This window comes from Polynucleobacter sp. MG-6-Vaara-E2 (assembly GCF_018687695.1).
In the GTDB taxonomy this organism is placed as follows: Bacteria; Pseudomonadota; Gammaproteobacteria; order Burkholderiales; family Burkholderiaceae; genus Polynucleobacter.
In genome coordinates, this window is the sequence record NZ_CP061303.1 from 1,595,057 (window position 1) to 1,608,077 (window position 13,021).

The following is a 13,021-nucleotide window of genomic DNA, read 5'->3' on the forward strand; positions in this document are numbered from 1 at the left end:
AGATATGAACAAATATCTAGCCACTATTACCCTAAAAGGCCAGTCGATTAAAACAGTCGTTTTTGCCGACAGCGCAATTCATGCAAGACTAATACTGGAGTATCAGTTTGGCATGAACTGTATCCTTAGTAGCCCCATCGCAACCACTAAAGAATCATCAGGGGGCATATCGATTGAGGAGGCACTACAAATGATTAAGCCCCTAAAACCCATGACTCCACAGCAACTAACTATTGATACCCTGAAAAAACAAAAGGATCAGGCCAACAATAGACTTAAAGCCGAACGCAATCGTCAAAAGATTGCTAAGGCTCAAAAGAATCTATTCAATCTATCTAGATGATCTTTTCAAAATGCTATAAAACCACCTAAAAAAGTGGCTATTTGGCAAATTTTTGGTCATATTTTTTAGCCGCATTGATAGCGATGACAGGCATAGTACAGATACTCACAAGCGTTACTTTAAGTAACGCTCATAATTATTAAATTGGAGAATCAATAGTTGAATCATCTGCATCATGCAAAGATAGCCACATTGACTCTATCCCACCTATATTTGATGCCTCACACCTTGACTGACAGAATCCCAAAACAGCTCCAGCTTCTAATAAGAGCATTGGGTCATCATCCTCATAAGGCACACTTAGACCAACAACCCCTCGCTGTGACAAATAAAATACCTCATAATCATCAGCATATCCTTCAATTGCCGAATCATTTAGCAAGGCCTGCCATTCATCTGCTTTCATCTCAACATCAGGACTTTCTAAAAGCTGGATATTGAATCGTGCAAATCTAATAGCCATCTGAAACTCCTTATAGAATTATTACCTTAAATATTACACAAACTCATATGTCCAAAACCATTATTTTCGATACCGAAGCTACAGGCATTAAAGAACCCGTATTAATAGAAGCTGCTTGGGTTGAGCTTGAATCTATTGAGCCCTTTACTGTTACCAACCCTTTTGTACAGCGCTATAACCCTGGTAAACCCATTACCCTTGGTGCACTAGCTACTCATCACATCATGGATGAAGAATTGGTTAATTGCCCACCCGCAGCTAGCTTTACATTGCCCGGTCATGTGGACTACATCATTGGGCATAACGTGGACTTTGACTGGGAAGTGATTGGTAAACCCGAAATCAAACGTATCTGCACACTAGCTCTAGCCCGCAAGCTTTGGCCTGATTTAGATAGCCATAATCAAAGTGCTCTCATGTATTACTTGGAACGCGATACAGCACGTGAGCAATTACGTAACGCACATTCGGCTATTGCAGATGTGGGTATTTGCGCTGTGATCCTAGATCACATTTGCCAAGAGCTAGACATCAAAACTATTGAAGATTTATATGCTGAATCCGAGAAAGCTAGAACCCCAACAACGATGCCATTTGGTAAACATAAGGGCATGTTGTTATCAGATGTACCTAGTGACTATAAACAGTGGCTGCTGACTCAAGGGGATATTGATCCATACCTACGGAAGGCTTTGGGTGCTTAATTCATTGAAATCCATCTTTAATAATTTCTATGGATTTAGTTGAAGCAACTACCGAAAGTAAAGTTTTCGCCCTGGAAATGCCAACATAAATTAATTCTGTTTCTTTGCTATCAAAGACTTCATCACCAACCCATAAAATTACTGCGCTGGACTCTAATCCTTTAAACCGATAAACGCTATCTACCAATACCTGATTGGATCGCCTGGCATGATTCCCGAATGACAACTTGACTCCATGCAGACTTGCTTCATGCTCTAATGCCTTATAAGCCATCTCCTTATCTTGCCCAGTAATAAGAATAACTATATCCACAGGTTTAATAGCATCATCAGATGTCCATTTTGCTAATGTATTAAGTATCTCTTTAACCTGTGAATCTTGATCATTTATAGCTAATAATTGCGCATTGGGGCCCTGTAACTCGGGCTCATCCACGACCTCGCCTTTATAAAAGTTATACGCCAACCTATGAATTGGAATAGTATTTCTGCAGTTTGCAGTCAAATGATATGGGGCCTCGGTAACCGGTAAATTCCCATGTCTTTTATATATCTCTTGGTTTTGATCGATAAAAATATAGAGATAACTTTTATTCACATCCTTAAGAAGCTCTTCTATTCCAAACCAATATTCATCACTAAAATCTTGGGCCTCATCAATCACAATTGCATCAAATTTTTCATCTAATAATTCATTAGAGAGGGCTAGTGCGTATGGCATCTGGACACCGTATAAGTGAAAACTTGAGTTTCCTGGGTATGCTTCTGCTGCCTCTTTTAACAAGTCCCGTCCTGTGCTTCCTTTTGCCTGTCTAATTCTTCGGTCACATAATTGATGAAAATCCAATACGGCCAGCAAAGGTTGATCTTGTAATGCAAGAGCCAATGAATCAGCTAAAGGTCGGTTGTAACAAAGTAGAAGTGTTTTTAACCCGTTACTAGCAAAATACTTTGCCTTCTCAACTGCAATTAATGTTTTTCCCGTTCCAGCGCCACCAGAAATAACAGCCCGCGTTCTCCCACCAATAATGCGTAGCACTTTTGCTTGATTATTGGTCAACCGAATTCTTTGTACTTCCGCATCATCAATGGTCGCCACAAATGCCGGCCTCACCTCAATCGGTTTCGTCAAAAATTTCTCAAGAATTTTGACTCCCTGGGAGCCTAATGGGGTTTCTCCGTTCTGACGCCAGAATTTAATTAATCTATCTAACCATGATGTAAGGCTTTTCAAATCTACTGAAATACCAATAAGCTCTCGTGGACGCTCTGGGCCGACAATATTTGCTGAATCGGCAATATCAGGAAAAAATACGCTATGTCCGAGCGAGACGCGCTCACCCTTCCATTGTCTCCATTCGGGACTTCCATTCAATTGATCAAGCAAAGCATGACGCTCACTAGATGCTTGTCTAAATGGGTCCTTTATTTCATGCTGATAGCCATTACGATCTTTCGAGGACCATTTTCCATTGGCGGGGTCAAAAGAAATACCCCCGCCTTTTACCTCCACTACATAAATGCCCGCAGTTGGTGTAAGGATAATGAAATCAGCCTCACCTTCTTTTAATCTTCCTCGTGCGTCTTTATAAAGCCAACCTGCGCTATGAATCACCACAAAGTCTGAAGATAATTGATCGCGGCATGCCTCATAAAATCGCGCCTCAGCACGTGATTTAACTGCCGATAATTGATCGCCAGTAAGGAGCGGAATCATGCGAGCCATTGCTAATCTTTAGACAAAATCATCTTCGAAGGTGCAAATGTTTTTGAAATTTTATTTTGATTTTCATCTAGAAAATATATTTTATAAATTTGACCATATGCTTTAATATCTTCAATCTTAACCTTTCCTACATCAGGAATATTTACATACAACCCAATCTCTGGTTGCAAAATTTCTAAAGAATCTTTTTGCGCAATTGTTTTCCAACCAGAATCAAATCTAAATTGGTTGGTATTTTCAAACGGATTCTTTATTAGATAGCTTCGGCGCCTGTTTTCATCTTGCGCAAATTCGACAACACACAGCCAGTATCTGTCACCAGCTTCAATGGCTTTCTTTAATTCTGTTGGGGTAAGTATTACACCCTCCTCAGTCCAACCATTTGTCTGTCCTTTTACCTCTATATACTCCTCTATACCCTCAAATGAAGTTGCCTTAACATCGAATCCGGGATTGTTATGAGGCATCTCAGTGAATGAAATCCATTTTGCTTTGTGCTCTTCCAGAAAATACTTAACAGCAGCCCTTGCAGTAGCATCGCGAGAGGCAACGACTTCAGCGCTAAGTTCACCAGCCTCCTCACTTGAATCCTTGCCACTATCAGCATAGCTGATTAGCCTGCCTGAAGAAGCGCGCTCTTTGAAGTTATCTTCAGATCGTTTTGAGGAGCTATTTTGAGGAGTGAGATGAGATTCTCCAATATTTACAGAGGATGCCGGCTCGCTAGACTCGCTCAAATTGGGAGATGTTCTGCTGGGGGATGCAAATTTTTCAGCTTTATCAAACAAGGAGGGTATTTTAAATTTTTCGTCGCCAGTAAAGTCACCGCGCTCTAAGGAGCTATTAGTTGTGGATGCGATCGACTGACTTCCATCCTCCTTGAATTCGGTTGGTACATTAGGCGTATTGACCTGTATTGGGTCTGCATCGTCACCGTCTGAATTATTGACATTTGCCCCCTCCTCGCCATTTAAGTCCAGTGGGGTTTCTAAAATTAATCCATCCAATCCCTTAGAAACATCACTTGGTAAATCAGGAACTCCTTTAACTCTAAGGATATTTGCAAGCTCACTGTCATTTTTTGCTAGTAATAATCTTGCGATAAGGTCCGAACTTTTAATACCAAAAAAGTTACATATTTCTTCGGCGATTAAATCCTCTTCAGGACTTGCATCCTCTTGCAAATAGATGCTACCTGAATCATATATGGCATCAATTTTCGAGCGTTTAACTATTTCCGAAAGTTCTATCTCAACATTTAAATCTTTTAGTTTAAAAACTTTTACATTTGCAAGAATGCTAAATTTATGATTTTCCATCGCTTCTTCAAAGGCGCGAGGATTCTTGTGATAAAAAACACGAGCAAAAAAAGGTGTTAACTCCTTAATTTTAGTTGTCATATACTCATCGAGCACACCACGCGAATCAAGCAGTACTCGCTTCTCTATATTTTCAGAAACAAAATCAATTGGAATTTCAGAGAATAAATTTCTTAATCGTGGAATTTCAGCCGATGGGATAGCAAGAAATGAAAGTCTTTCTTCATCAAAAAAAAGTTCTCCATATTCATCAAAATCATTCACATAAAGATTATCTGAATTGGAAACCATCTGACTATGCTGATTTAGGTATACAGCATTACTTCTAATGAAATCGAGCCAATCATCTATATCAAGATTATTTTTAATAGCATCGTCGTACTCTCTCCCTGCCTGCTTATATATCCTTATCGCCTCTTCCTTCTTCTTTTGCTGATCTGGGATTGAATCTAATTCAGTGAGTGCCACAATTTTCTGGGAAATTGATAACTTTTCAGTTACCCCTAGTTTTCCTACAAAAAATCCATGGAAATCTCGATAAGTCTGCTCTAGGGGTGGATATATGGAATCGAGGAATTGTTCATTTGAAGCCCAAGTCACCTCATCTTTTTTTGCCCAAAACACATCGCCTTTTTTCTTTATCCTTATTAGTCCATAGTAACTAAATTGAAAGTCAGTATTTTCATCCCATAGAGTTTCGAGCTTCCTATATATAGCCTTTAGCTGAGCGCCCGTTTCACCGCCTGCCTCCTTAAGCTGCTTAAGCCTTTTAACACAGGCCTCAGAGTCAACTTGATAGGTTATGCCGCAAATATCCAATAACTCTTCATTAAATATTGTTGCCGTTAAATAAGGTGGCGTATCACCAAAAATATCTTCGATATCCTGATTCCGATAATAAGATTGGCTTATTGGAATATTGCCCCGCTTATTTACTGGAGCAAACATTCCTGATAGTGCATTTGCAAAATGACTACTCACCATAGTTGGGGATTTACGACGAGAGCCTAATGATGTCTCGAGCTTGTCCTGGTAATAGTCCCAATTTTTATCAATTATTTCAAGTGTAGCTTTTCTAATTTCTGAATTTTCAGAATCCAGCAATAATTGCAATTCCTCGGACGGCGAAGGGTTTGTGCCATCAACCACACGAGGATAATCAATAATTCCAATTTGCTTAAAAAATAATATCCATGATTTTTTTTCTTCAAAAATATTTGAAGCTGTTTCGTCAATATAACTTGCAGAAACTAGTACTTCCTTACCAATTGATGACTTAAGAAAACGCTCTATTGAGAATGAAGGGTCATATTCATCGCTTATATATAGAGTATCCGGTTTTGCAAAAACCCACTCCTGCTTGTCTTTGGATTTCGAGCCAATATACATTCCATTAGAAATGACTCTAGTAGCCCTATTTACTGCAAAAATGTTTTCATTTTTGGCCTCAGATGCGATGAACGCTTCAAAATTATCCTTTACATATCTTAAATGGCCAATTAATGCCTCGTTCTCAGATGATTTCCGCCCCTCAGAACTGTGCAATGGAAGGATATGAGATTTAATGACTGTATATGAGTCTGGTTGTTTAATATTAATTTTCGCAAAAAATTCATAAGCCTCTTTACATTTCGAGATAGCGAGTTCGCATATATTGTTATCAACAAATGTTAACTCCCCCTCAAATCCATATTTTTTATTTTTACCAAGCGGATAATAAGCATCCCCATCATCTGGAGCAGCAAACCCACCACCAGCAAGAGGAATGCAATTAACGGAAGATATGCCAGCCATTAGTAATGTACTAATATTTCGCGTCGCTAAGAAGGCGTAAAAATTAGACTTCCATTCAACCGATTGGCTATCTAGCCAATCCTGCTGCGCCCTAAAAATATCAACCAAATCTTCATCCGTTAAACTTTTCACACCTAATATCTTCAACATCTCAAATTCTTTTTTACAACGCTTATCAAGATAATAAAAATTAAATAGCTTTTCAGCTATTTGCGGCGGAAAAAGGTTTTGGAATTCTGGTGGTGCTATCCGAATATCTCTTGGCTTTTTCCAGCCGCCCCCTTGAACAGGAAGACTTTCTACATTTGATAGCTTTTCCAAAATTGCCATTGGCAAATCTTTAAAAAAGGGGTCAACGATTCGATCGAAATCTGAAAGAAAACTCAAATACGAATAGGTTAATGGCTCGCTAGCTTTAAATCTTGCCAATACCTCAGTTGAAAAAATATCAGCAATCTGATCCTTGAGATATGTATTCCATGCTGAGCTAGTGTTTATATCTTGTCTACTGGCACTTAAGATAAAGTCTGCCTGTATTATGAATTTGAAGCCAAAATTACGAATTGGTAAATATGCAAAGACATTCTCGTCATTTGTAACTTTTGCCTCTCCATTTTCTTTTAATGAAAATGCAAGAACAATTTCACTTGAACTAATTTCAACTCGACTTTCTTCACTTACACCTGAAACATCAATTAATTTTGATACGCGAAGATAATTATTTTTTTCTTCTTTACTAACACCCCCCAAGAATGTTCTACTAGTTAAAGTAGTGTGCTCATCCCTATCAAGCCTTAGATAAATTAATTTATTTTCTGATTGTTCTATTTTTATTTCTTTAAGCTTTGATAAAAAGAGCAATAACCTTGGATCAAAAGCTTTAAATGTCTCATTATTGAATTGGTAACCAGTCTTAGCGGGCAAAATAATTGTTGTCTCATGCTTACCCACTTCTCCGCTAGGCTCATGCCACTCGGGGACTATATACCCAAGCAAATTTTCTGGGTCTAACCGATTAAAACGAAAATGAAATCCATTCGAATGGATTTCGGGGGCATCTGAAACCGCAAAGACTGATTTAAATCCAATGCCTTTTTCACCAATAAATCCTCGATTCTTAGACTTAGAACTTTTGCCGGTTGTACATAAAGCTGAAACGTTCTCTTCACGAAATCCTAGCTCATTATTTACAAGTCGAAGGCTATTGGGTGTGATATGAAATTCAAGCTTAGGAATTATCTTTGGATCGTATTGGTTATCATCAGCATTTTGAATAACCTCCAATACAAAATGTCCTTGGTCGTTATATAGCCCGGTCGATAGAAGTCGGAGTGCATTGTTATAGCCATCAATCACCCTGTCTTTACCTGGTCTAAAGTTGTTAGTTCCAGCTTCATCAATTCCAAATTCCTTTCGGATTTCAGAAATTATCATGTAAGGCGTTTTGGACATCAGTTTGATCAATCAAAGTTAATGGATTATTAAAATAATAACCATAATGATCATTCTGATGTAACTTAATCCCAATCTCCCGTTTCCTCCATCCCCTCCATGTCCTTGGGGCAAATTGGGGGGCCTAAAATAAGATGCCTTTTCAACATCACCACCTCATATCCGCACTTAGAGCATTTTGCACCTGGTCTTTTGGGGGCTTTTTGCATAGTTCTGACTGGCAAGCTCAATCTACCATGAGGGAAAGTGCCTAACTTATCCACAATCCTAATTAAATCCTGCTTTAGCCAATCACCAGCACCAGCGCTTCTCATCGGCCCCTTTAGCCCAACATCCAGTGCAATTTTTCTAAAATTTTCACCATGTCCACTTTGGCAATCATCTACAGCATGTACTAATTCATGCACCAAGGTATCTAAGAAGTCTAACGGCGTCTGAAGATGTGGTGCTATAAAGATTTGATTAATCCCGTCTACAGCAGATCTTGTAGACCAGCACTGACCTAGGTGCCGTCCTTTTCCGCCAGAACTTGGAAACCCAACCGATACCTTCACTATTGGTATTGAATATCCAGCCTTATCAAATATTGGCACTATATGATCTACAGCGCGCATTAACCATTGCTCTCGATTTATTTCACCCATAGAACCTCCTAATGATTTCGGAAGCTACGGTTTTCGGCCATTCTTATGAACTCTAGATCCAAAGATTTAGATCTTTCATATTCCCAATCCCGTGGGTAGGCAATTTCAGCTCTATCCCAATTCTTGATACGTAATTCCTCCTTCTCATCAAGCTCTTCATAAGTTGCAGCTATCAAAATATTTTCCTTAAGAGGTTCTTTTACACTTGCCTTTCTATTGCCCGCTGTATTGCCGACTCTTGGACGCACTAAGGGTATTAGATCGAGCCACCAAACACGAATACTTGCCCCGAAAACTTGATCGACTAATACTGCATCTGTATTTTGTGTGTTCTCTTCATTTATTAATGCAATTCTCAGCCCCCTATCTGCGAGCATCTGTAGGAGAGCTCTAGCCTCTTCATGATTCTTATATTCGACACAAAGTAGTTGATTCGAGGATATGAAGTTCACGTATCCATTCAAATCAAAAAGAAATTTGCCATAGCCGCCTATATAGCGCTCATGTATTGAACCCTTACGCATTAAGACTGAAACACCCTCTATTAATACAGGCATAAATTCTCCATTTGTTCAATTAACTCTAGGAGGCTTAGATTAGTCAGTTGAAAGCTCAAAAACTGAGCTATTTAAGTTTTATTTTTGATGGCTCATTCTATGGACTTCAACTTATCCATACTAATTAATCTACACACTTCCACCTGAGGTACTTATGACAGCACAGGTTTCAGAAAAACTGATTTATGGCGGCAATGAAATTCGTCTTTATACCAATCCGCTATCGCTATATTTGAAGCAGGCAGGCATTCGCTTTGAATCTCCAGTTACATCTAATTGGCGAGGATATATTGGCACCTGGGAAATTCTGGAGCATGAAGGTGTTGAACGTCTCTATTTGGTAGCCTTGTCTGCACACAAGACTTATGAAGAGATTATTGGGCTATCTGATGTTTTTCCTGGTTGCGATAAAGTCTTTGCACACTGGTTCACAGGCGAATTGCGCTGTCCTCAAGGCGCCCAGCTCAAATACCGTCATATGGGATACGGGAGTATCTATGAATATGACCTCTTGATGGATTTTAAACAAGGTGTGCTGGTTAACAAGCACGCCCGCCATAATCAGGTTCCAGAAGAAGAGCCGATTGATCCAGCAAAGATTCCTTCTTTTCTGAGGAAACAACAATGATTGACTCTCTATTGTCCTGGAGGCCTGAGACCTGGGTTGAGCACCTACTTCTCTATCTCATCCCAGGTACTTTAATGGTTGGCTACTTGCTTGTCTCAACATGGCTTGAAAAGCCCTCTGACTTTGCCAAAGGTCTCATGAAAATCATGGGTAAAGAAGAAACGCTACTGGATAGGCTAAAAGAGGCTGGTGTATATGGCATTGCCTTGGTCTGCGTCTTAGCTGGCTGGCCAGGATTTATGATTTGGTTTATCAAAGAGAAGCGCGATGCTGCTGTTCAACAAAAGTTCTATGATGCACCTGACTTTAATTGCCTACCTGAACACCTAGTAGCAATAGTCAATCCACTTGATGCAGAGATTGCCAGCTACATCATTGACCCTCTAGCAAGCGTTCCTGCTCTACCCTTTGGGCATTTGAATAAAGGCTGGGTAAATTTTCTGACTGATATGACAGATGATCGCGATGAAATGTGGTCTTTTTATGTGCCCAAGGGTAGTAAATGTGGGAAGCACCGCTTTGCTGCCACAACTGATATCAGAGGTTACGCTAGGGTTCGCAATGGGAAGGTATTGGGAGAATTTATTACTGAATCCGATTAGCTCATTATTTGAGCTTTAGCCCTGCTTTAATGAATTCATTAGCTGTTTAATTTGTTTTGGTGATCACCGGGATCAGGTATGAGTGCCCCAAGATCAAAGGACTACCTTTTGTTGATTAGCCCTTCTCATGAGAAAACCATACCAGCATGTGCATTCTGCTATACCCATTTCGTTGGGGCCTCCTTCAGGGTGCGAGCAAGCTGACAGCCGGGAAAGACCGGCTGTTTTTCTATTCGTTAATCACAACTCTACCGATCAAATCCCCCATCACCATACCCCCTTCACGGTAGATAGCGATGTAGCGATTAAGGCGAACTGACTTTACAAGCTCGTCATCATCTTCACATAAGTGAACTTCTTTTTGACAGTCATTACAAAAGTGCACCTTGTCATCATCCGTTGGGGTTAACTCATCCCACTTTGCTGTGCACTTAAATGCAAAGACACAGTTGCGAATCGTGTAATCATCATCTTCTGGCATTCGAATCATTTATTTCTCTCCTTATTTAGAGCTTCTTTTGTTACTCATAAAAAATCTGCCCGCGCATATCTTTAATAAAGACTTGATAGAAGTCTTTCCAGTTCTGCAGCTCTTCTGGCTGGCAGACTGCTCCCGGTCTTTGAATGGCTAGCTTTCTAATAACAAAGATATTGTTCTTTACTTCGTTATAGGTTGCTTCGTATTCAATGCCGGCTTTTTTGTAGCTTACATTAGGTGGAATACGCGTTACCTTGGTGTTGCTTGGAAATCTGATTTGGTAAGCCTCTCCTATCATTCTGGTGGAACAGACATATGGAACTGTAAATTTCTCAGGCGGCCTATCACTGGCAATGGCAGCTAACTCTCCAGGCGCTAAGCCAATAGGCACTGTCATTGCTCCCGGTCCTGGCACATTCGCAATGGCGTCTAAGGTGAACTCAGTGTCGGTTGTAAATGGTTTATCTAGATCATAGACATAACTAGTAGTGATCTTGCCTTCGCCTGTTTGCCTAAATTTAGCTAACTGGTTTTTAACTAGCTTATCTGAGTAGGATGTTTCAGCACCCTCGTACTTATAACGAGCACTGATTGCAGCACTTCCAAAATACATAGTGTGTGCCTTACCGGTAATCCGCCCATCTTTCTCAATCTGCATAGAGATACCAGTAGCCATATCACTATCTTCTTTCTTAGGCTTGGGTGTGCGCCCTACCTTTGCTAATTTAGTGAGTAGTACAGGCTTATCCATCTCATCCGAGGGCAACGTGCCGTAGCTCGCCATCTCATCAGTCGAGTCTAGATATAGATTCCAGGCTGGGATATAGGTGATGACATGATTAAAAGGCCCCAAGACTGGGTATTTAGGGAGTACATAAGCATTGCCTGAGTTAATTAATGCGCTGGTTGCATCGATGCCCTTAGCTGCCAATAAAGTAATTAAGAGTGCGTTGTGATCTTTGCAGTCACCATAGCGATTTTTCAGCACGCTATTGGCATCGTGTGGCACGATCCCACCATCAGCAAGGTAGATAGCTACATAACGAATGTTTCTGGCTACCCAGTGATAGATCGCCTTGGCCTGTTCTTTTTTTAGGTCGAGTTTTGGATTATTTTGAACCTTCTTGTCTAGCCCTTTAGTGATCTCATCAGCTTGTTTCTGAATTTCTGGGGTGATGATGAATTTACCTTTAATGCGCTCTTCATATGCCTTGGCAAAAGCCTCTTGACTTGGGAAGCTGGAAATATAAATATGAGGAGCATAGTCGTTACTAGAGACTTGATATAGCTCTTTTTTCTTCATCTTGAGGTTTTCATATGTGTAGCTCACATGACGTACGCCACCAACCACTTCATCTCTCGTTTGTTTAACGTCTTTAATATCGGTATAGAGCTTTAAGTCTTCCGGATAACTGAGGTTGTACTCATAAGACTTCACCTCCACATTAGGCGAGAAGATCAGCCTGGTATAGAAATAACCTGGCAATAGTGGCTTGTAGGTTGTTAGCCTCGTCTTGTAATAGGTTTTAGAACCCGGCGTTACCTTTGGGAAGATGATGATCTTGTGCTTTTGATCGGAGAACATTGCTGCGCCAGAGCTATTGTCATCCTCTACTGTGCGTATGGCATTGGCGGCTACCGGGATTTTTTCTCCCTTAGGGGTGATTGTGTAGGCATCAAGCACTTCTAGCTTGGATAGCGTGGAGTTATATGGCAAGTCGGCTTGTGACTCAGAGTCAACGACTAACTGCGATTTCACCAAGGTAGTGAGTTCATCAATCTCAACAACCGTACCATCGGCCTGAATAGTTTCTGTGATGATGGCTCTTTCAACAGCAGAAAGTGATTCGAGCTCACCTCTGCCTGCGCTGGTTATGCCAACATTGGCGAGCAATAAGAATCCCAGAAGGACTGCCGCAAGACTACTAATTGATTGAATTGCGAATTTCATAAGATCCTTAGCGCCTTACATACGATTGTATGTAAGCCTTACGTTTATTAACTTCACTTGTAAAAATAATTCCTGCGCTGTCATGGATCATCGCCAACGGTTCTTGCAGAAGTGTTTTTTCTGGCATGTATGGATTACCATTTCCATCCCTGAGCCTGAACTTAGGTAAACCTAAGATCTTTGAGGCATCAACATAGGCAGCAACAGCCAAAGGCCTAGAGAGGGGTACGGCTGACTTTCCAGCTGGAGAAACCTGCAGGGGCATGAAGGTAACGAATACAAGGGTGCTTAGCATGGGCTCTTTATGAAATTTGTTAGGTATTTCATTTTCTTGGGCCACTAGCTCATTGGGTGAGCCTT

12 protein-coding genes are annotated in these 13,021 nt (G+C 40.4%); 4 read left to right on the forward strand and 8 right to left on the reverse strand.

Annotated elements, in window-relative coordinates; translation table 11 throughout:
- Positions 1-4 precede the first annotated feature (4 nt).
- The gene (locus tag ICV38_RS08305; RefSeq protein WP_215382893.1) at positions 5-343 is read left to right on the forward strand and encodes a hypothetical protein; all 339 of its coding nucleotides are present in this window, start codon (positions 5-7) and stop codon (positions 341-343) included.
- 139 nt (positions 344-482) lie between these two features.
- Here ICV38_RS08305 and ICV38_RS08310 read toward each other — a convergent pair whose 3' ends face one another.
- Positions 483-806, reverse strand: coding sequence for a hypothetical protein (locus ICV38_RS08310; RefSeq protein ID WP_215379340.1), 324 nt, complete (start codon positions 804-806; stop codon positions 483-485).
- A 47-nt stretch (positions 807-853) separates the two neighbouring features.
- Between ICV38_RS08310 and ICV38_RS08315 the strand changes: the two genes are divergently transcribed.
- Positions 854-1,510: a putative quorum-sensing-regulated virulence factor gene (locus ICV38_RS08315; protein WP_215379343.1), complete on the forward strand. Its 657-nt coding sequence runs from the start codon at positions 854-856 to the stop codon at positions 1,508-1,510.
- A 1-nt stretch (position 1,511) separates the two neighbouring features.
- On the opposite strand, the gene ICV38_RS08320 is transcribed toward ICV38_RS08315, so the two are convergent.
- From ICV38_RS08320 to ICV38_RS08335, 4 genes are all read right to left on the reverse strand, one after another.
- Entirely contained in the window at positions 1,512-3,236 is a 1,725-nt protein-coding gene (locus tag ICV38_RS08320; protein ID WP_215379346.1) for an NERD domain-containing protein, read from the reverse strand.
- Positions 3,237-3,238: 2 nt separating this feature from the next.
- A complete protein-coding gene (locus tag ICV38_RS08325) occupies positions 3,239-7,801 on the reverse strand; it encodes a DUF3883 domain-containing protein (RefSeq protein WP_215379349.1) in 4,563 nt (1,520 codons plus the stop codon).
- A 65-nt stretch (positions 7,802-7,866) separates the two neighbouring features.
- Positions 7,867-8,445, reverse strand: coding sequence for a SprT-like domain-containing protein (locus ICV38_RS08330; RefSeq protein WP_215379351.1), 579 nt, complete (start codon positions 8,443-8,445; stop codon positions 7,867-7,869).
- A gap of 8 nt (positions 8,446-8,453) precedes the next feature.
- Entirely contained in the window at positions 8,454-9,002 is a 549-nt protein-coding gene (locus tag ICV38_RS08335) for a hypothetical protein (RefSeq protein ID WP_215379354.1), read from the reverse strand.
- Positions 9,003-9,156: 154 nt separating this feature from the next.
- Here ICV38_RS08335 and ICV38_RS08340 point away from each other — a divergent pair, with 154 nt between their 5' ends.
- Together ICV38_RS08340 and ICV38_RS08345 are read left to right on the forward strand one after the other, a co-directional pair.
- The gene (locus ICV38_RS08340) at positions 9,157-9,630 is read left to right on the forward strand and encodes a hypothetical protein (RefSeq protein WP_215379374.1); all 474 of its coding nucleotides are present in this window, start codon (positions 9,157-9,159) and stop codon (positions 9,628-9,630) included.
- Positions 9,627-10,232, forward strand: a complete 606-nt coding sequence (locus ICV38_RS08345; RefSeq protein ID WP_215379376.1) for a hypothetical protein — start codon at positions 9,627-9,629, stop codon at positions 10,230-10,232. The genes ICV38_RS08340 and ICV38_RS08345 overlap by 4 nt, the downstream gene beginning before the upstream one ends.
- 229 nt (positions 10,233-10,461) lie before the next feature.
- On the opposite strand, the gene ICV38_RS08350 is transcribed toward ICV38_RS08345, so the two are convergent.
- From ICV38_RS08350 to ICV38_RS08360, 3 genes are read right to left on the reverse strand one after another with little or no spacing between them, the layout of a single operon-like run.
- The gene (locus tag ICV38_RS08350) at positions 10,462-10,722 is read right to left on the reverse strand and encodes a hypothetical protein (protein WP_215379379.1); all 261 of its coding nucleotides are present in this window, start codon (positions 10,720-10,722) and stop codon (positions 10,462-10,464) included.
- A 31-nt stretch (positions 10,723-10,753) separates the two neighbouring features.
- A complete protein-coding gene (locus tag ICV38_RS08355) occupies positions 10,754-12,661 on the reverse strand; it encodes a DUF3857 and transglutaminase domain-containing protein (protein ID WP_215379381.1) in 1,908 nt (635 codons plus the stop codon).
- A 7-nt stretch (positions 12,662-12,668) separates the two neighbouring features.
- Positions 12,669-12,956, reverse strand: coding sequence for a hypothetical protein (locus ICV38_RS08360; RefSeq protein WP_215379391.1), 288 nt, complete (start codon positions 12,954-12,956; stop codon positions 12,669-12,671).
- Between the last annotated feature and the right edge of the window lie 65 nt (positions 12,957-13,021).